Annotated in this window: 14 protein-coding genes; 4 read left to right on the forward strand and 10 right to left on the reverse strand. The window is 73.7% G+C overall.

Annotated elements, in window-relative coordinates; genetic code table 11:
- Positions 1-96: 96 nt before the first annotated feature.
- The 4 genes from ACSMXO_RS37005 to prmC all read right to left on the reverse strand — a co-directional run bounded on the left by ACSMXO_RS37005 (position 97) and on the right by prmC (position 4,868).
- Positions 97-2,397 (reverse strand): transglycosylase domain-containing protein, encoded by a 2,301-nt coding sequence (locus ACSMXO_RS37005; protein WP_455415567.1) that lies wholly within the window; start codon positions 2,395-2,397, stop codon positions 97-99.
- Between the two features lie 210 nt (positions 2,398-2,607).
- Positions 2,608-3,222: an arsenate reductase/protein-tyrosine-phosphatase family protein gene (locus ACSMXO_RS37010; RefSeq protein WP_432877694.1), complete on the reverse strand. Its 615-nt coding sequence runs from the start codon at positions 3,220-3,222 to the stop codon at positions 2,608-2,610.
- Complete coding sequence (locus tag ACSMXO_RS37015; RefSeq protein ID WP_346260911.1) at positions 3,223-3,867, reverse strand: L-threonylcarbamoyladenylate synthase; 645 nt, start codon at positions 3,865-3,867, stop codon at positions 3,223-3,225.
- Between the two features lie 59 nt (positions 3,868-3,926).
- The gene (gene prmC, locus ACSMXO_RS37020) at positions 3,927-4,868 is read right to left on the reverse strand and encodes a peptide chain release factor N(5)-glutamine methyltransferase (protein WP_455415568.1); all 942 of its coding nucleotides are present in this window, start codon (positions 4,866-4,868) and stop codon (positions 3,927-3,929) included.
- A gap of 170 nt (positions 4,869-5,038) precedes the next feature.
- Between prmC and ACSMXO_RS37025 the strand changes: the two genes are divergently transcribed.
- The gene (locus ACSMXO_RS37025; protein WP_346260867.1) at positions 5,039-6,592 is read left to right on the forward strand and encodes a GGDEF domain-containing protein; all 1,554 of its coding nucleotides are present in this window, start codon (positions 5,039-5,041) and stop codon (positions 6,590-6,592) included.
- A gap of 31 nt (positions 6,593-6,623) precedes the next feature.
- Here ACSMXO_RS37025 and prfA read toward each other — a convergent pair whose 3' ends face one another.
- Both prfA and rpmE read right to left on the reverse strand, forming a co-directional pair.
- Positions 6,624-7,712 (reverse strand): peptide chain release factor 1, encoded by a 1,089-nt coding sequence (gene prfA / locus ACSMXO_RS37030; protein WP_346260868.1) that lies wholly within the window; start codon positions 7,710-7,712, stop codon positions 6,624-6,626.
- Positions 7,713-7,827: 115 nt separating this feature from the next.
- The gene (gene rpmE, locus ACSMXO_RS37035; protein WP_203867866.1) at positions 7,828-8,052 is read right to left on the reverse strand and encodes a 50S ribosomal protein L31; all 225 of its coding nucleotides are present in this window, start codon (positions 8,050-8,052) and stop codon (positions 7,828-7,830) included.
- Between the two features lie 231 nt (positions 8,053-8,283).
- Between rpmE and ACSMXO_RS37040 the strand changes: the two genes are divergently transcribed.
- A complete protein-coding gene (locus tag ACSMXO_RS37040) occupies positions 8,284-9,390 on the forward strand; it encodes an RNA ligase (RefSeq protein ID WP_455415569.1) in 1,107 nt (368 codons plus the stop codon).
- Between the two features lie 73 nt (positions 9,391-9,463).
- Positions 9,464-10,363 (forward strand): phosphatase domain-containing protein, encoded by a 900-nt coding sequence (locus ACSMXO_RS37045; protein WP_346260870.1) that lies wholly within the window; start codon positions 9,464-9,466, stop codon positions 10,361-10,363.
- 162 nt (positions 10,364-10,525) lie between these two features.
- On the opposite strand, the gene ACSMXO_RS37050 is transcribed toward ACSMXO_RS37045, so the two are convergent.
- On the reverse strand, positions 10,526-13,990 hold the full coding sequence (locus tag ACSMXO_RS37050; protein ID WP_455415570.1) for a phosphodiester glycosidase family protein: 3,465 nt from the start codon (positions 13,988-13,990) through the stop codon (positions 10,526-10,528).
- Positions 13,991-14,058: 68 nt separating this feature from the next.
- Positions 14,059-14,475: a winged helix-turn-helix transcriptional regulator gene (locus ACSMXO_RS37055; protein ID WP_455415571.1), complete on the reverse strand. Its 417-nt coding sequence runs from the start codon at positions 14,473-14,475 to the stop codon at positions 14,059-14,061.
- Positions 14,476-14,547: 72 nt separating this feature from the next.
- Between ACSMXO_RS37055 and ACSMXO_RS37060 the strand changes: the two genes are divergently transcribed.
- Positions 14,548-15,429 (forward strand): NAD(P)-dependent oxidoreductase, encoded by an 882-nt coding sequence (locus tag ACSMXO_RS37060; RefSeq protein WP_455415572.1) that lies wholly within the window; start codon positions 14,548-14,550, stop codon positions 15,427-15,429.
- 79 nt (positions 15,430-15,508) lie between these two features.
- Here the strand turns inward: ACSMXO_RS37060 and rho are convergent, their stop codons facing one another.
- The gene (gene rho / locus ACSMXO_RS37065; RefSeq protein WP_455415573.1) at positions 15,509-17,488 is read right to left on the reverse strand and encodes a transcription termination factor Rho; all 1,980 of its coding nucleotides are present in this window, start codon (positions 17,486-17,488) and stop codon (positions 15,509-15,511) included.
- A gap of 298 nt (positions 17,489-17,786) precedes the next feature.
- Complete coding sequence (gene thrB, locus ACSMXO_RS37070; protein WP_346260874.1) at positions 17,787-18,734, reverse strand: homoserine kinase; 948 nt, start codon at positions 18,732-18,734, stop codon at positions 17,787-17,789.
- Between the last annotated feature and the right edge of the window lie 78 nt (positions 18,735-18,812).

Genomic DNA, 18,812 nt, shown 5'->3' on the forward strand with positions numbered 1-18,812 from the left:
ATGGGGGTACCCGGGACGCCGCCCGCCGACCTGCCGGAGCGCACCGGCGGGTCGGGCCGGGTCAGCGCGGGACGTGGCCGGGGACGGCCTCGCCGGCTAGGGCACCACCACCGGGCCGGACGGGGTCGGCACCGGGCGTACCGGTCCCGGCACCGTGGCGGTCGGCCGGGGTGGGGCCGGCGGCGGTGGCGTCGGCCGGGGGACGACCGCGGTGGGAGCCGGGACCGGCGGCGTCGGGACGGGCGCCGGGGCGAACGGATCGGGGCCCGGCCCGGCCGGAGTGGGGCCGAGGTCGCCCGGGCCGTCGCCGAAGGCGATCTCCCGACCCGGCGGGGTGAAGTCCTGCCGCGGCTTGCCCTTCAGCGCGGTGGCCAGGGTGGTGGCGACCGCCTCGATGACCTTCCGCTGCACCGGCTGGCCGACCGCGTCGCTCGGGTCGTCCGGGTTGGCGGCGATGGCCGCCGCCGCGAGCTGCGGGGTGAAGCCGACGAAGGTCTCCGTGGCGTACCCCTCCGCACTGCCGGTCTTGCCGGCCACCGGCTGGTCCCCGAGGATCCTCGTCACCTCGGGGGCGCTGCCGCCGTCGCACTGGGCGTACGCCGACTGGGCGCCGACCGGGCACCGGGCCGCGTCGGTCGCCGCCCGGGCCACCTCCGCCCTGAGCATCTTTCCGCAGCTCGGCGCGGCGACAGGCAGCGACCGGCCGGTGGAGTCGACGATCGAGAGCACCGGCAGCGGCTTGCAGTACCTCCCCTCGGCCGCCAGCGTCGCGTACGCGTTCGCCAGGTCCAGCGGGGTGGTGGCGGCCACGCCGAGGGTGAACGCCCCCCAGCCCTCCGCCCCGTACGTGGCCAGCCGGGCGTCGTCATCGGCCCGGAACACGATGCCCAGCCGCTCGGCCATCCGCACCGCCCGGTCCGCGCCGATCCGCTGTTGCAGCGCCACGAAGTAGGTGTTGACCGAGCGCCCGAAGCCGGTCCACATGGTGCGGTAGCCGTCCATCCACCTCGGGTTGGCGTTGGCCGGGCACCAGTAGCCGCCGCAGGCGTTCGGCCCGTCGACCGGATAGCTGGTCAGCAGCCGCGACGGGGCCAGGTAGCCCGAGCTGAGCGGCATCCCCTCCTCCAGCGCGGCGAGCAGGGTGAAAATCTTGAACGTCGAGCCGGCCTGGTAGCCGTCGATGCCGCCGCCACCGGCGATCAACTGGTTGACGGTGTTCGGATAGTTGCGCTGCCCCGGCGGGTTGGGATCGAGCCGGTAGTGCCGGTTCACCGCCATCGCCAGTACCCGGCCGGTGCCGGGCTGCACCACCGCCATCGGCGCGGCCCGGCGGTCGGAGTAGTCGTACACGGTCAGGGTCTGCCGCAGCGCGGTGGCCTGGATCTCCGGGTCGAGCGAGGTGGTGATCCGGTAGCCGCCCCGGCGCAGGGTCTGCTGCCGCTCGTCGACGGTGAGCCCGAACGCGGGGTTCGCGTTCCACCACTGCTGGAAGTAGTCGCAGAAGAAGCCCCAGTCGGAGCGCCCGTCCGGGATGCCGGCGCAGTCGTTCGGCTCGGCACCCGGCCGCAGCCTGATCGGCTCCGACTGGGCCTGGGTGGCGGTCTCGGCGGGGATCACTCCGGTCTCGGCCATCTGGCTCAGCACATAGCCGCGGCGGGTCAGGGCGGCGTCGGCGTTCCCGCCGATCGGGCTGTCCGTCTCCGGCGAGCGGAGCAACCCGGCCAGCAGGGCGGCCTCGGCCAGCGTCAGCTGCCGGGCCGACTTGGAGAAGTACCGCTGGCTGGCGGCGGCGACGCCGTACGCCCCGGCACCGAAGTAGGCGATGTTCAGGTAGCGGCTGAGGATCTCGTCCTTGGAGAGCCTGCGCTCCAGCGCGAGCGCGTACCGCATCTCCTTGATCTTGCGGCCGGCACTGGTCTCGGTCGCCTCGGCCCGCTGCTCGGCGGTGAGCCCGGGATCGCTCTTCAGCACGTTGCGGACGTACTGCATGGTCAGCGTCGAGGCGCCCTGCCGCACTCCCCCGCTCGCCCGGTTCGCCACCACGGCCCGGAGTACGCCCTTGAGGTCGACGCCGCCGTGCGAGTAGAAGCGGGCATCCTCGGCCGCCACCGTCGCCTGCCGCATCACCTCGGCCACCTGGGCCAGCGGCACGTTCGTCCGGTTCTCGTCGTAGAACGAGGTGATCGGGGTACGGCCGTCGTCGGCGAAGAGGTAGGAGCGCTGGGCGGTCGGCGGGGTGCGCAGGTCCTGCGGCAGGTCCTCGTAGCGGGCGCCGATCGACGTCAACCCCACGGCCAGCAGCACCGCGGCCGGCAGCGCGGCGGCGGCCAGGATCGTCCCGGCCAGGATGCCGGCCAGGGTCATGGTCCAGAGCTGGTTCAGCCGCAACCGGAGCATGCCGTACCTCCCGGGGCGGGACAGCAATCGACGCAACCCGGACAATCGGCCGGGTTCGGGAACCCTGTCAGCCTGACGGCTGATTTCGGGCGCCGCACCCGTTTCACGGCAAACTGGACCAGATTCACAAGCCGGAGTGACACCGACCGGAGCGACACCGGCCGAGTACGTCCGGCGGAGATGCCGCCACCTCGCCGGCCGTTCCTCCGGTCAGGGCAGCAGGACGGCGGCGAGCGGCCGGACGGCGTCCTCGATCTCGTCGGCGACCCGGCTGAAACACTGGTCGCCCCGGCCCCACGGGTCGTCGAGGTCGTCGCCGGGCAGCGGGGAGGAGCCGCTCCGGGCCGCCGCCACCGCGGCCACCAGGGCGGTACCCCGGGCGTAGACCGCGTCCGGATCGCTCGGGTCGGCCGGGGGCAGGGCCGCGGCGTCCACGGTGGGCAGCAGCCGGCCGAACTCGCCGAGCACGAAGGTGCGGTCGGCGGCGTCGGGGCGCAGCGCCACGACGTACTCCTGCTGGTCGGCGGTTGCGGTCAGCACCAGGTCGGCCGCGTCGATGTGCTCCGAGCGGAGCTTGCGGGCGCCGAAGTCGGCCACGTCCCCGCCCCGGGAGCGCACCTGCCGGGCGGCCGGCGGGTTCATCTCCTCACCCGCGTGCCAGCCGCCGGTGCCGGCGCTGTGGCTGTGCACCAGGCGGTCGGCGTCGTCCGCGTCGGCCGCCCGCCGGGCCAGCCGTTCCCGTACGGCCAGCGCGAGCAGCCGCTCCGCCATCGGCGACCGGCAGATGTTGCCCAGGCAGACGTGCAGGACCGTGAACGGCGGCACTCAGGACACCTGGCCCTGGATGTCCGGTACGACGTCGCGGAGCTTCTCCAGCGGGATCGCGCCCTGGCGCAGCACCCGGGGTACCTCGCCGGTGACGTCGACGATGGTGCTCGGCACCGGCTCCGGACACGGCCCGGCCTCCAGATAGGCCCGCACCGCGTAGCCGAGGTGCTCCCGGGCCTCCTCGGCGGTCACCGCCGCCGGCTGGCCGGTCTTGTTCGCCGACGAGACGGCCATCGGCCCGGTCTCCCGGAGCACCTCCAGGGCGACCGGGTGCAGCGGCATGCGTACCGCCACGGTGCCGCCGGTGTCGCCGATGTCCCACTGGAGGCTGGGCGAGTGCTCGACCACGATCGTCAGCGCGCCGGGCCAGAACGCGTCGGCCAGGTCCCGGGCGGTGCTCGGCAGCATGAAGACCAGCCCGTCCAGCGTGCGCCGGGAGCCGACCAGCACCGGCGGCGGATGCTGCCGGTCCCGGCCCTTCGCGTTGAGCAGCGCCTTGACCGCGTAAGGGGTGAAGGCGTCCGCGCCGATCCCGTAGACCGTGTCGGTCGGGATCACGACCAGTTCGCCGTTCTTGACCGCCTCGACGGCCGCGGCGACGCCTCGGTCACGGTCCGCCAGTGACCGGCAGTCGTAGAGCATCACGAGGAGCCAGTCTGCCACGCCGGAGCGCCCACCGTGGCACGGGGACTTCCGGCCGGTTACCGGCGGGTGTCGGCCCGGCGGGCGGTGGCGAAGCGAGGGCGCCCGACCAGGTCCGGATGGTCCGCGATGTCGACGAACCGGCCGTGCGCACGCAACAGGTCCGGGACCGCCGTGCCGTGCGTGTCGTCGTGCTCGACGCCGAACGCCCCGCCCGGGCGCAGCAGCCGGGCCGCCCGGTCCAGCACCAGCCGGATGACCGCGAGCCCGTCCGGGCCGCCGAAGACCGCCTCCGCCGGGTCGTGCCCGGCCACGTCCGGCGGTACGGGGGTGCCGTCCGGCACGTACGGCGGGTTGCAGAGCAGCACGTCCACCCGGCCGGCGTACCCGGCCAGCAGCTCCGGGTCGGCCACGTCCCCGGCCACCACCTCGATCGGCCGGTCACCGGCACCGGCCCGCTCGGCGGCGTTGCGGCGCAGCCAGTCCAGCGCCGCCGCCGACCGCTCGACCGCGACCACCCGGGCCTCCGGCACCTCCTCGGCGACCGAGAGCGCGATGGCGCCGCTGCCGCTGCACAGGTCGACCACCAGCGGCCCGCCGCCGGCCGGGTCGGCGCCGCTGCGGGCCGCCCCGACCCGGCGGGCCTGCTCCACACCCCAGCCGGCCAGCAGTTCCGTCTCCGGCCGGGGAACGAAGACCCCCGGGCCGACCGCCAGCTCCAGATACCGGAACGCCGCCGAGCCGAGCAGGTGCTGTAGCGGCTCGTGCCGGGTACGCCGCTCGACCAGCTCCGCCAGCCGGTCCCGCTGCTCGCCGGTGAGCGGGTCGGCCACGGCCAGCGCACCGCGCGACACGCCGAGGACGTACGCCAGCAGAAGTTCCGCCTCGGTCCGGGCCGGCCCGACACCGGCCCGGGCCAGCGCGGACGTCGCGGCCGCGATCGCGACCGACGGTCGGGTCCGTTCTGTCGCTTCGCGGGGATGCCGGGGAATACGCGTCACGACATAATCATGAAACGTCGGCCGGGAATCATTGCGTTGCGGGCGCGTTTCCACCCGGATCGACTGGATGCTCAGACCGGTCGAGCGTCCCGGAGGGCACTGTGCCTCCGGGCGACCGGTCGGCTCCTCGACTCCGCGGGGGCTGACTGGCGAAGCGATGGAGGTTGTGCGTGAGTTGGCTCGACCGGGTCGGTGACCGGGCCGAGGAGTTGAGACACGCCCGTTCGCTCATGGAGAGCAGCCGATCCGCCGAGGCCTGTCTGATCTTCGAGCGGGTGATCAGCACCACTGACGACCCGTACTCCCGGGCCGACGCGTTGCTCCAGCGGCTCTCCGCGATCCTCAACCTGGGCCGTACCGCCGAATACACCCGGGCGGTGGAGCAGGCCTTCGACGCCGCCCGGGACCTGCCCGAGCCGTACCTGCACGGGCACCTGCACGCCCTGGCCGCGCTGGCCGCGCACAACCAGGGCGCGCTGGACCGCTGCGTCACCCACCTGGTCCGGGGTGCCCGGGCGCTCGGCTCGGTGGACGAGCCCGACCAGGAGACCGCCTGGGGCTGGCACGACCTGGCGATGGCCTACTCCTACCTCGGCTTCCACGGCTACGCACTCGGCGCCATCGAGCGGGCCCGCCGGCTGGGGCTGGCCGCCGGCATTCCCGAGGAGACCTTCGCCGCGCCCGGCATCCGGCTGCGCAACGCGGTCGCGCTGGACCACCACGGGGACAGCGATGGCTGCCTGCGGGTGCTCCGGGACGTCGGCTGCGACCTGGAACGGTTCGTCCAGGCCGGCACCGCAGGCCAGTTGCGGCCGAGCAGCCGGGCGGCGTACGGGTACGCGCTCGCCCGGCAGGCCGCCCTCGGCGCCGCGACCGGCGGGTCGGCCGTACCGGAACTCGATCCCGACTGGCTGCTCGGCAACGGCGGGGACAGCGCGCGTACCCGGGACATGCGGCAGCTCGGCGCGGCGTGCCTGGCCATCGCCGCCGGTCGACCGGCCGAGGCGCTGGCCCGGCTGGAGACGGTGCACGTCTCGGCCGAGACGCTGGGCGCGGCCGAGCACGCCCGGCTCTCCAGCCTGGCGTACGCCCGGGTCGGCGACCACGCGGCGGCGCACCGGGCCGACCGGTACGCGTTCCGGCTGGCGACCCAGCGCAACGACCGGCTCCGGGACGTCTACGTCGACGGCATCGCGGCCCGGATCGAGCACGAGGAGATGCGCCGGGAGGCGGCCCGCTACGAGGGCGAGGCGCTGACCGACCCGCTCACCGGGCTGCCGAACCGCCGCCGGTTGGAGCGGTACATCGCCGGGATGGTCAGCCGGGGCGAGCGGGCGGTGATCGGCGTGGTCGACCTCGACGGCTTCAAGACGGTGAACACCTCGCACGGCCACCACTCCGGCGACCTGGTGCTGCAACGGATCGCCGGGGTGATCAACCGGGTGATGCGGCGCGGCGACTTCGTGGCCCGGTACGGCGGGGACGAGTTCGTGGTGGTGCTGCCCGGCGCCGGGATGACCGAGGCGGGTGAGGTGGGCCGGCGGATCAGCGCGGCGGTCACCGCCGAGGACTGGGAGTCGGTCGTCCCGGGCACCCCGGTCGGGGTGAGCGTCGGCTTCGCCGAGGTGCGCGGGCCGGGTACCGGGCTGCGGGACGCGCTGAGCGTCGCCTTCGAGCTGGCCGACCAGGAGATGCTCCGGGCCAGGGCCGCAGCCGTGCGGTGAACTCGCGGCCACCCGGTGAGCCGGGCGTGGCTCAGCGGCGGGACAGTTCCGTCTCGCCGGCCAGCCGGGCCGAGCGGTCCGCCTCGGCCAGCGCGTCGAGCACGCCGTCCAGCTCACCGGCGAGCGCCAGGTCGAGGTTGTACGCCGTGTAGCCGATCCGGTGGTCGGTGATCCGGTTCTGCGGGAAGTTGTACGTCCGGATCCGCTCGGACCGGTCGACGGTACGCACCTGGGAGCGGCGGGCGTCCGAGGCGGCGGCGTCGGCCTGCTCCTGTGCGTTGGCCAGCAGCCGGGCCCGGAGGATCCGCATCGCCTGCTCCCGGTTCTGCAACTGGGACTTCTCGTTCTGGCAGGAGACCACGATCCCGGTCGGCAGGTGGGTGATCCGCACCGCCGAGTCGGTGGTGTTCACCGACTGGCCGCCCGGCCCGGACGACCGGAACACGTCGATCCGCAGCTCGTTCGGGTCGATGGTGACGTCGACGTCCTCGGCCTCCGGCAGCACCAGTACGCCGGCCGCGCTGGTGTGGATCCGTCCCTGGGACTCGGTGACCGGCACCCGCTGCACCCGGTGCACGCCGCCCTCCCACTTGAGCCGGGACCAGACCCCGTTGCCGCCCTCCGGTACGCCCTTCGCCTTGACCGCCAGCGAGACGTCCTTCACCCCGCCCAGGTCGGAGTCCTGCGCGTCCAGCACCTCGGTCGCCCAGCCGTGCCGTTCGGCGTACCGCAGGTACATCCGGAGCAGGTCACCGGCGAAGAGCGCGGACTCCTCCCCGCCCTCGCCGGCCTTGATCTCCAGGATCACGTCCTTGGCGTCGTGCGGGTCGCGCGGGATGAGCAGCTCGGCGAGCCGGGCCTCCAGGGCGGGCAGCGCCGCGGCCAGCGACTCCGCCTCGGCCGCGAACGACGGCTCCTCGGCGGCCAGTTCGCGGGCGGCGGCCAGGTCGGCCCGGGCCTGCTCCAGCTCACCGGCGGCCTTGTGCAGCGGGGTCAACTCGGCGAACCGTCGGCCCACCCGGCGGGCGGTGGCCTGGTCGCCGTGGATCGCCGGGTCGGCGAGCCGTCGTTCCAGCTCCGCGTACTCGGCGAGGAGACCGGCCAGCCGATCGCCGCTCATGCTCGTACTCCTTCTGCCGGAACGTGGGACGCGCGTGCCGAAAGTGGGACGCGTGGTAATGGCACGACGGCGCCCGCCCCCGGCGACGAACCGGAGGCGGGCGCCGTCGACGCGGCTACTTGGCCTTCTTGGCCTGAACCTTGGCGTACTTCTGCTGGAACTTGGCGACCCGGCCGGCGGTGTCGAGCACGCGCTGCTTACCGGTGTAGAACGGGTGGCAGGCGCTGCAGGTCTCGACGTGGATCGAGCCGCCCTTCGCCGTGCTGCGGGTCGTGAAGGTGTTGCCGCACGAGCAGGTGACCTCGGTGGTCACGTACTCGGGGTGGATGTTGGGCTTCATGTCGCCTCGGTCCTTTCGTGAATGGTCGCCGGGTCGCCCTCGGCATCCGTCGACCGCGACTTCGGCGTGTCGCGGGGCGATGACGGACTCGGGCGTGAACCGGAACCGGTGGCCGACTGACCAGTGTGCCATGGCGGGCGGGCCACCCCGAAATCGGGCTGCACACGTGATCCGTGACGGATAACGTCACTCCTCCCTCCCGCATTCCCGCCCCGCCGGAAGGCACACCCCGTGGTCACCTCCGCCTCCGATCCCACCCTGCTCGCCCCGGCCACCCGGCTCGCCGAGATCCTCGATCCGGCGGCGCTGGCCGCCGCGCTCGCCGACGGCCAGGTCCGGGTCCAGCGGCATCCCGAACGCCCGCTGGCGATCTACAACTACACCGAGGCGTGCACCTACGCGGGGAACTGGACGCCGGTGACGTTGGCCTGCCGAGGGCTGATCGTGGACGAGTCGACCGGTACGGTGCTGGCGCGGCCGTACCCGAAGTTCTTCAACCACGACCAGCCCGGGGCACCGGCGCTCCGGCTGGACGCACCGGCGGTGATAACGGACAAGGCCGACGGAAGCCTCGGTGTGCTGTATCCGGACGGCGACGGCTTCGCGGTCGCCACCCGGGGCTCGTTCGCCTCCGACCAGGCCCGGCATGCCACCGCCGTGCTCCGGACCCGCTACCCCGACTTCACCCCGCCGCCGGGACGGACCGTGCTGGTCGAGATCGTCTATCCGGCGAACCGGATCGTGCTCGACTACGGCGGCCTCGACGACCTGGTGCTGCTCGGCACGGTGGAGATCGCCACCGGGCGCAGCTTTGGCCCGGAGACCGTACCGGACTGGCCCGGCCCGGTGGTCGAGCGGCTGCCCTACGGCACGCTGGCCGAGGCGATGGCCGCGCCGGTCCGGGACGGCCGGGAGGGGCTGGTGGTGCACTGGCCGGACACCGACGAGCGAGTCAAGATCAAATATCCGAAGTACGTCCTGCTGCACCGGCTGACCTTCGGGCTCAACGCCCGGGTCGTCTGGGAGTACCTCGTCACCGGGCAGGACCTCTCGGCCCGGGTCGCGCCGCTGCCGGACGAGTTCCACCGCTGGGTCGACTCCGTCGTGGCCGCGCTGACCGCGACCGTCGAGGCCCGGGCCACGAAGATCGAGCAGGCGTACGGTGAGATCGTGGCCGGGCTGCCCGCCGGATGGACCCGGCGCGACTTCGCCGAGCGGGCCGCCCGGCACCCGGAGCGCGCCTTCCTCTTCCTGCGCCTCGACGGCCGCGACTACCACTCGCAACTCTGGCAGCAGGCCCGCCCGTCGGCGGACTGGACGCCGCAGCACGGCGAGTGAGCCGCGGCCCGAGGTCGGCACGGAAGCGCGGCCGACAAGGTCATGATGTCGGCGAGCGGAGCGAGGAGAGACCATGACCCGACTGATCGTCACCCGGGGGCTGCCCGCCTCCGGGAAGACCACCTTCGCCCGGAAGCTGCAACCCGGGGTGGTCCGGGTGAACCGCGACGACCTGCGCCGGATGCTGCACGGGGAACGGCTCTTCACCCAGTGGGCCGAGGGCCAGGTCACCGTCGTGCAGCGGGCCCAGGTCGAGGCGTTGCTGCGGGCCCGGGCGGACGTCTGCGTCGACGACACCAACCTGCGGTCCCGGACCCTGCGGGACTGGGCGCAGCTCGCCGCCCGGTTCGGGGCCGAGTTCGAGGTGCACGACTTCACCGACGTACCGGTGGACGAGTGCGTCCGGCGCGACGCCGAGCGGCCCGAGCAGGACCGGGTCGGCGAGGAAGCGATCCGACGGCTGCACGACCGGTACCTGGCCGGGCGGGCACTGCCGCTGCCGGTACCGACCGTCGAGCCGGGCGGGCCGGCGGCCGTCTACACCCCGCCCTCGGACGAGGCGGCGGAGATCGTACTGGTGGACATCGACGGCACGGTCGCGCTGATCTCCGGGCGCAGCCCGTACGACATGACCCGGGTCGGCGAGGACCGGCCGAACACCGCCGTCATCTCGGCGGTCCGGGCCATGCACGCGGCCGGCTACGGGGTGGTCTTCTGCACCGGGCGGGACGCGTCCTGCCGGGAGCCGACCGAGCGCTGGCTGGCCGAGCACGTCGGGGTGCCGTACCTCGCCCTGCACATGCGGGCGATCGGTGACCAGCGCCGCGACTCGGTGGTGAAGCGGGAGATCTTCGACCGGGAGATCCGCGACCGATACCGGGTGGTCGGGGTCTTCGACGACCGGATGCAGGTGGTCAAGATGTGGCGCGGCCTCGGCCTGACCGTCTTCCAGGTCGCCGAGGGCGACTTCTAGTCCGTTTCTCCTCCGTCGACCGGCCCGTCCACCCGCCGCCACGCACGGACACCCGCCGCTGACCTGGACGCCAGATGCGCTACCGCTGCCGGATAACGCCTCTGGCGTCCAGGTCTAACTCGACGCTGAGCGTGGCGGGGTCACCTGCGTCCGTCCGCCGGGCTACCGGCGGGTGAGCGGGATGGTCGTCCGGGTGATCACCCCGTTCACGGTGACGGCGAGTTGGACGGCACCGCTGGGGCGCAGCCCGGTCAATCGGCCGGTGGCCGGGTCGAACCAGGCGGCGTGCCAGGGCCGCAGGCCACGCGCCGGTCCGATGTGGAGGTCCGGCGAGCCGGACCAGTCGGCCGAGAGCGGGGCGGCGACCGGTACCTGCCGGCCACCGGGCTGGGTCACCGTGGCGGTGACGGCGACTGCCGAACCCACCGGCAGGCTGGACGGGGCGGCCAGGGTCAACCCGTCCACGTGCGCCCGGGTCTGCGCGCTCACCCACTCCGGCCCCTCGGCCAGCGGGTCGCGCCGGGCCGCCGCCGCCTCGGCCGGGCTGACCGGATCGACCCCGAACATCGTCCAGCCGCTGAACCCGCCCAGGTGCGGCGCGGTCGACGGGTTCTTGCCGGCGTTGCCGTTGATCAGATACGGCACCCCGTCGACCCGGTCGGCGGAGAAGCTGCCGACGTGCGCGCCGACGAAGAGCGCGCCCTTGCCGGTCTCGCGCTGGAACTCGGCGAGCCACCGCTCCAGCAGCGCCGCCTCCTTACGGTCGCCGAGCTGGCTCGCCCTGGCCGGCGTCGGGTCCCGGGGCGCGTGGTGCTCCAGTACCACCACCGAGCCGACGGCCGGGTCCCGGGCCGCGCCCTCCAGGGCGGTACGCAGCGCCAGTACCTGCTCGATGCCGCCGCCGCGCAGGCTGCCGGTGGAGGTGTCCAGGGTGACGAACCGGGTCCGGGTGCCGCCCCGGTGCGGGGTGTGGTCGAAGACCCGGTAGGTCTGGCCGAAGACCGATCGGAAGTTCGTGATCGGCGCCCCCATGATCTCGTGGTTGCCCGGCACGTAGTGGTACGGCAGCGCGCCGCCCAACTCCTCGTCCAGGATCCGTTTGGCCAGCGCGAAGTCCTCCGGATAGGCCGTGTCGACGAAGTCCCCGTTGATCACCAGGAAGTCCGGCCGGGCCGCCTTCACCTCGCGCAGCGTACGGCGGGCCTGGGCGACCAGGTCGCTGTCCGGGTTCGCCGCGACGAACTGGGCGTCGGAGAGCACCGCGAACCGCCAGGGCGCCCGGTCGACGCTGCCGTCGGTCAGCACCACCCGGTCGGTGCGGAGCGGCTCGGCCGGCGCGGTCACCTCGGACGGCACCCGGGCGACGATGTCGTCGATCACCACCTCCCCGGTGTACGCCGCCGCGGCGTCGGTCTCGGCCACGTAGAACCGGCGGATCCGGACCGGGTACACCACCCCGGCCGGTACGGCCAGCTCGACGTAGCGCCAGCCGGTCCAGTCCAGGTACGGGCCGCGCAGCACGTGCTGCTGGTCGAGCGCGTCGTGCAGGTGCAGGCTGGGCCACTCGCCGTGCCCGTTGGCGTATATCCACATCCCGAACGACTGCGGCTGCCCGGCCACCGGGATGTACGCGGGCGGATCGGCGTACGCGGCCCGGGTGCCGGTGGACTGGCCGAAGTCGTACGCCAGTTTGAGGCCGGTGCCGGTGCGGCCCGGCACCGGGGTGGCCGAGCCGGTGGCCCGGGCGGCGCTGAACCGCCAGCTCGCCGCGTCGTCGAACATCGCCACCGGTACGTCGGTGAGCCCGACCGTCACCGGCAGCACCGTGCTGACCGCGCCGACCCGTACCGTGACCAGCCCGGCGCCGCTGTCCGCCTTGGCCCGCACCGCGAGGCTGCCGTCGGCGGCCGGGGTGACCTCCAGCAGGTCCCGGTCGTACTCCAGGCGCAGGTCGGCCGGCTCGATCGGCGCGATGTTCCCCTCGGCGTCGTAGCCGACCACGCCGAACGACCCGGTGCCGCCCGTGCCGGCCAGCCCGACCTTGTCGACCGTGCCGTCGATCCGGGCCAGCGGACCGAGCACGGTCATCGGCAGTTCACCTCGCGCCCGGCCCCGGGACGCGCTGACGGTCACCTCGCCGGAGCGCCGGGCCCGGAAGACGCCAGAGGAGTCGACGGTGCCCCGGGACGACGGTTCCGCCCGCCAGCTCGGCGCGCCGGCCGCCGGGCCGTACGTCTCGTCGTAGCCGGCCGCCGACAGCCGCCGGGTCAGCCCGGGAAAGACCCGGTCCGGGCGCCCGCCGCGCACCGGCCCGACGCCCGGCGCGGCCACCGGGTCGAGCACGGTCTTCACCCAGTACGCCCGCAGCCGCCCGCTCCCCTGCGGGGCGAAGAGCGCGAGCCCGTTCGGCACCGGCCGCTCCGAGCCGTCCGACGGGCTGTTCTCGACCCGGACCGCCGGCTGGCCCGGCTCGCGGGCGAGCAGCGTCGACGAGCCGCCGCCGTCGAGGTTGAGCGCGTTGTGCGCGCCGAGTTCGGCCATCATCCGGCCCAGCTCGGTCAGCGTCACGCCCCGGCTGTCCGCCTGGCGTCCGTCCACCGTGAGCAGGAACATCTTCCGACCGTCGGCGGAGAACCCGACCGCGGTCCGGGGTTCGGGGTTGACGTCACCGATCTCCTGCGCGACACCGTCCCGGACCAGTACCCGGTTGCCGCCGATCGCGGCGCGCAGCGTGCTGCCGTCCGACGGCTTCGGCGCGTACCGCAGGTCGACCGGGTCGCCGGGGCGCAGCGCGGCGAGCGCGTCGGCGCCGGCCTCCCGGCCGAGCAGCACCGTCGTACCGGCCGGGATCGGGCCGGTGCCGGCGGCCGGGCTGACCGTGCCGACCCGGCCGCCGACCAGGGTGACCTCGGTGACCCGGCTGGCGCCCTCGACCGCCCGGGTCCGGGAGTACGACCCCCAGAGCGGGGTGAAGACGCCGACGCCGCCGGCCGCGACCATGTTGTTGAACTGGGTGAGCGTGACCGGCCCGGCCGGCAGGGTGGCGGTGCCGTCGAAGTGCACCTGGACCACCCGGCCCACGCCCTCGGCGGTCACCCCGACCGCCTCGTGGTGCCCGGCGACCGGCGACTGGACCAGTTCACCGCTTCGGATGCCGATGCCCTGGGCCGCGCCGGAGTTGTTGATGTCGAAGAAGTCCCCGTTGACCGCGGCCACCGCACCGGCCCGGTCGACGGCCCGGCGCAGCGGTTCGGCCCGGGCGACCTCACCGGAGTTGACGTAGTCGACGGTGAGCCCGCCGGTCAGGTCGGCGGTGAGCGCGTCGGCCCGCAGCCAGCCGTTGGCGTCGTACCGGTCGAAGGAGGTCAGGTCGAGCCCGGGCGCGACCGGCCGGGTCCGGGTGTCGGTCACCAGCCCGTCGGCAGCGGCGGCCGGGACCGGTGCGGACGACGGTGCCGGGTACGACGAGGCGGCCGGAGCCTCCTCCGGCGCGGTTCCAGCGGCCGGCGCGGGCTGCGGTGGGAGGCGCACCGGTTCGGCGTGCGCCGGGACCGGGCCGGCGAGGGTGAGGGACGGCACCAGGAGCAGCAGCCCGGCGAGGCGGGCGGTTCGGCGGCGGGTCACCATGCCCGGTAGTCAACCGGACGGCGTATAGAAGTTTCAATAGTTGACGATTGAACCGAAGGAAAATTCCATCAGCCGCCCCGGGTCCCGTTCCCGGACGACACGTCGGCGCCGGCCGGCCGGTACCCGCCGCCGAGGACGTGCTCCCGGCCCCAGGCGCCGAGCGGCTCCAGCGCCGCGTTGAGCGAGACACCGAGCGGAGTCAGCGAGTACTCGACCCGGGGCACCACCTCGTCGTAGACCTCGCGGTGCACGATGCCGTCCGCCTCCAGCTCCCGCAGGTGCGAGGCGAGCACCTTCTCGGTCACCCCCGGCACCAGCCGGCGCAGCTCGCCGAAGCGGCACACCTGTTCGCCGAGTGCCCAGAGGATCAGCACCTTCCACTTGCCGCCGACCACGGCCATCGCCGCGTCGATCCCGCAGACGTACGCCCCCGGCGCTCCCGGCCGCCGTACCGTCGGCATCGCCACCCCTCCCCACCAGCTCACTTCCCCCGGGGTAACCACCCACTTCACAGTGCGTACTTGAGCGCCCCGGCCGGCGGCGGCAAGTCTACGAGCATGGAACAGGACACCACCGCGAGAACTCCGCTGACCCTGCTCGGGCTCGGTGCCATGGGTACCGCACTCGCCCGCGCCTGGCTCGCCGCCGGGCATCCGCTGACCGTCTGGAACCGCACCGCCGCCCGGACCGAACCGCTGGCCGCCAACGGCGCCACGGTCGCCGGCACCGCTGCCGAGGCGGTGGCCGCGAACGGCCTCGTCGTCACCTGTCTGCTCGACGACGCCTCGGTCCGGCAGGCGCTGGCCGACGCCGACCTGACCGGGCGGGACCTGGTCAACCTCACCACCAGCACACCCGGCCAGGCCCGCGCCCTCGCCGACTGGGCGCAGCAGCGCGGTGCCCGGCTGCTGGACGGCGGGATCATGGCGGTACCACCGATGATCGGCGTCGCCGGCTCCGGCGGCTACGTCTTCTACAGCGGCTCCCGGGACCTCTTCGAGGCGCACCGGCGGGTGCTCGCCGTACCGGCCGACACCCGGTACGTCGGCGCGGACCACGGCTTCGCCGCCCTGCACGACGTGGCGCTGCTCAGCGCGATGACCGGGATGTTCGCCGGAGTCGCGCACGCCTTCGCGCTGATCCGCCGGGAGGAGATCCCGCCGAAGGACTTCGCCCCGCTGCTGGAGGGCTGGCTCACCGGGATGGCCCCGTTCGTGCACCTGGCTGCCGCACAACTGGACAGCGGCGACTACGTCACCGGCACGGAGTCCAACCTGGCGATGATGGTGGCCGCGAACGAGACCCTGCTGACCACGGCCCGGGAGCAGGGGGTCAGCACGGAACTGCTGACGCCGTACCTGGACCTGATGGCGCGCCGGCTCGCCGACGGGCACGGCGCGGAGAGCGACACGGGAGTGATCGACCTGTTGATCCGCTGAACCGGCCCGGAACCGCAGCGTGGGGCCCGGCCGAAACTCGGCCGGGCCCCACGAACGTGCCCTCAGGATGCCGGAGGTGTCACTCCCCCGGCGTCGACTTCGCGATCTGCATCAGGAACTCGATGTTGGTCCGGGACTGCTTGAGCCGGTCCAGCAGCAGATCCAGCGCGGCCTGCGAGTCGAGCGAGTGCAGCACCTTACGCAGCTTGTGCGTGATGGCCAACTCCTCCGGGGCCAGCAGGATCTCCTCCTTGCGGGTACCGGAGGTGTGGATGTCGATGGCCGGGAAGACCCGCTTGTCGGCGATCTTCCGGTCCAGCTTCAGCTCCGCGTTGCCGGTGCCCTTGAACTCCTCGAAGATGACCGTGTCCATCACGGAACCGGTCTCCACCAGCGCGGTGGCGAGGATGGTCAGCGAGCCGCCGTTCTCGATGTTCCGCGCCGCGCCCAGGAACCGCTTCGGCGGGTAGAGCGCGGTGGAGTCGATACCGCCGGACATGATCCGGCCACTGGCCGGCGCGGCCAGGTTGTACGACCGGCCGAGCCGGGTCACCGAGTCGAGCAGTACGACCACGTCGTGGCCCAGCTCGACCAGGCGCTTGGCCCGCTCGATCGCCAGCTCGGCGACCGTGGTGTGGTCCTGCGGCGGACGGTCGAAGGTGGCCGCGACAACCTCGCCCTTGACCGAGCGCTGCATGTCGGTGACCTCTTCGGGCCGCTCGTCGACGAGCACGACCATCAGGTGGCACTCGGGGTTGTTGTGGGTGATCGCGTTGGCGATCGCCTGCAACACCATGGTCTTACCGGCCTTCGGCGGCGACATGATGAGCGCCCGCTGACCCTTGCCGATCGGCGTCACCAGGTCGATGACCCGGGTGGTCAGGATGTGCGGCTCGGTCTCCAACCGGAGCCGCTCCTGCGGGTAGAGCGGGGTCAACTTGTAGAACTCGGGACGCCGCTTCGCCTCGTCCGGGTCCATCCCGTTGATGGTGTCGAGCCGGACCAGCGGGTTGTACTTGTCCCGCCGCTGCTCGCCCTCGCGGGCCGCGCGCACCGCGCCGGTGACCGCGTCACCGCGACGCAGGCCGTACTTCTTGACCTGGGACATCGACACGTAGACGTCGTTCGGGCCGGAGAGGTAGCCGGTGGTCCGGACGAAGGCGTAGTTGTCCAGCACGTCGATGATGCCGGCCACCGGGACGAGCACGTCGTCCTCGTTGACCTGCGGCTCCCGGCCGCCACCGCCCTCGCCGTTCTCCACCCGGTCGCCCCGGCCCCGGCGCCGGTCCCGGAAGCGGCTACGCCGGCTGCGCCGGCCGCCGCCCTCACCGTCGTCGTCGCCGTCGTTGTCCCGGTCCGCCGAACGCTGTCCACGGTCGTTCCGCGACTCGCCGCGCTCGCCCCGGTCGTTCCGCTCGTTGCGGTCCCGGCCGTTGCGCGACTCGCCCCGGTCGGCGCGGTCTCCGCGCTCGCCACCGTCGGTCCGCTCGGCACCCTCGGCCCGCTCCGCGCGGTCGGCCCGCTCCGCGCGGTCGCCACGCTCGGCCCGCTCCGCGCGGTCGCCACGCTCGGCCCGTTCCGGACGGTCGGCCCGCTCCGTCGGCGCCGCCTCGGTCTCCACCTCGGCGGTGGCGGCAGCGGCCCGGCTGGACCGGCGCGACGTCCGGACCCGACCCTCACCGCCAGCGGCGGTGGCGGCGGCCGGCACCTGCTCGGCGGCCCGGCGCTCACCGTCCGGCCGGTCGGCGCTGTCCCGCACCTCGGCCCGGACCTCTTCGCGAGCCGGCGCGGCCGCGGCCGACACCTCGGCGCGCGGGCGCGGCGCACCGCCGCCCGCGGTGTTGGTGGCACCAGCCTGCCGTTCCGAGATGGCGGCGATCAGCTCGCCCTTGCGCATCCGGGCCGTACCGGAGATGCCGAGCGACGCGGCCAGGCTCTGCAACTCTGGCAGCAGCATCGCCGACAGCCCGGTGCCGGTCCGCCGACGACGGGTGGCGCCTGCGGTGGCTTCGCCAGCGACGTTGGAAACATCCGACGTCACGTCGGTGGTGTCGCTCAATGGATTCCTTCCCTCGATAAGGCCGGGGCTGCCCGTGGCCCGAAGTGCTGGCTGGCCGGGCGGCCTCGGTACACCCGTCTCGCTTGACGCGTCACGGGAGTCTGTAACACAGCAGCCGGTTGGTTTCCCGACCCACCAACATCGGTGGGCAGGTCTCGCCGCCTGCGGCGACCTGTGGAAACTGCGGTGCGGCGTAGACCTAGGCAGGGGTGAGACGGGCTGACCGCCGAGAGCTTCGGGGGTGCACCGACCCGCAGGAGTCGCATTGCTTCGCGGCTGTGCTAAGTCTAGAGCGTAATCAACTCTTCCGACCTGCGGCAACAGGGTCCCGCTCGGCGTGTCCCAGTGTACCCCTATCCACCCGGGCCCCGGCTACGTCTATGGGCAACCTTTGCGCAGTCCAACCCATTCCCGCCGGGAAATTCTCATCGCTGCTGGTGAGCGCGAGAATCGACGGGCCCGCCCCACTGACCACAGCCGGCACACCAGCCGCACGCAACTCGGCCAGCCGGGCGGCGGTGCCGGGCATCCCGGCCGCCCGGTAGGGCTGGTGCAGCCGGTCCTCGGTCGCCTCGAAGAGCAACTCCGGATCGGTGGTCAGGGCGTGCACCAGCAGGGCCGCCCGGCCGGCGTTGCGGGCCGCGTCGGCGTGCGGCACCGTCGCCGGCAGCGCCGCACGGGCCGTCGCGGTCAACCCGCGCTCCTCGGGTACGAAGACCGTGGCCCGGAGCTGCGGTGCGACCGGCAGCCGGACCGCCCGGGCCGTACCGCCCGACTCCGTCCAGGCGATGGTGAACCCGCCGAGCAGGCACGGCGCGACATTGTCCGGATGTCCTTCCAACTCGGCCGCCAGCCGCAGCGCCGCCGCGTCGTCGAGCTGCCGCGTCCCGTCCTCGACCAGGGCCCGGGCCAGTTGGATCCCGGCGACGATCGCCGCCGACGAGGAGCCCAGGCCGCGCGCCTGGGGGATCCGGTTGACGCACTCCACGGCCAGCCCCGGCGGCTGACCGCCGAGGGCGTCGAAGCCGGCCCGCATGGCCCGGACGACGAGATGGTCGTCGCCGGTCGGCAGCTCGCCGGCGCCCTCTCCGGTCACCTCGACCCGGCAGCCGCTCGGTGCCGTCCGGGCGCTGACGTCGTCGTAGAGCGCCAGCGCCAGGCCGAGCGCGTCGAAGCCCGGCCCGAGGTTGGCGCTGGTCGCCGGCACCCGGACCCGGACCGGTTCGGAAACGAAGGTCGGCCGCATCGGCTCATGCTAGGCGGCCCGGTGCCGGCGCCGGACTCCACCGTCCGGGCCCTGGGACGACGCCGACCCTCCCCGGGC

Source organism: Plantactinospora sp. DSM 117369 (genome assembly GCF_053764795.1).

What these genes read in the sequence shown, in the direction of transcription:
- ACSMXO_RS37005 (WP_455415567.1), bottom strand. Translation starts at nt 2,397, where the DNA reads ATGCTCCGGTTGCGGCTGAACCAGCTCTGGACCATGACCCTGGCCGGC.
- ACSMXO_RS37015 (WP_346260911.1), bottom strand. Translation starts at nt 3,867, where the DNA reads ATGCTCTACGACTGCCGGTCACTGGCGGACCGTGACCGAGGCGTCGCC.
- prfA (WP_346260868.1), bottom strand. Translation starts at nt 7,712, where the DNA reads ATGAGCGGCGATCGGCTGGCCGGTCTCCTCGCCGAGTACGCGGAGCTG.
- rpmE (WP_203867866.1), bottom strand. Translation starts at nt 8,052, where the DNA reads ATGAAGCCCAACATCCACCCCGAGTACGTGACCACCGAGGTCACCTGC.
- ACSMXO_RS37045 (WP_346260870.1), top strand. Translation starts at nt 9,464, where the DNA reads ATGACCCGACTGATCGTCACCCGGGGGCTGCCCGCCTCCGGGAAGACC.
- ACSMXO_RS37050 (WP_455415570.1), bottom strand. Translation starts at nt 13,990, where the DNA reads ATGGTGACCCGCCGCCGAACCGCCCGCCTCGCCGGGCTGCTGCTCCTG.
- ACSMXO_RS37060 (WP_455415572.1), top strand. Translation starts at nt 14,548, where the DNA reads ATGGAACAGGACACCACCGCGAGAACTCCGCTGACCCTGCTCGGGCTC.
- thrB (WP_346260874.1), bottom strand. Translation starts at nt 18,734, where the DNA reads ATGCGGCCGACCTTCGTTTCCGAACCGGTCCGGGTCCGGGTGCCGGCG.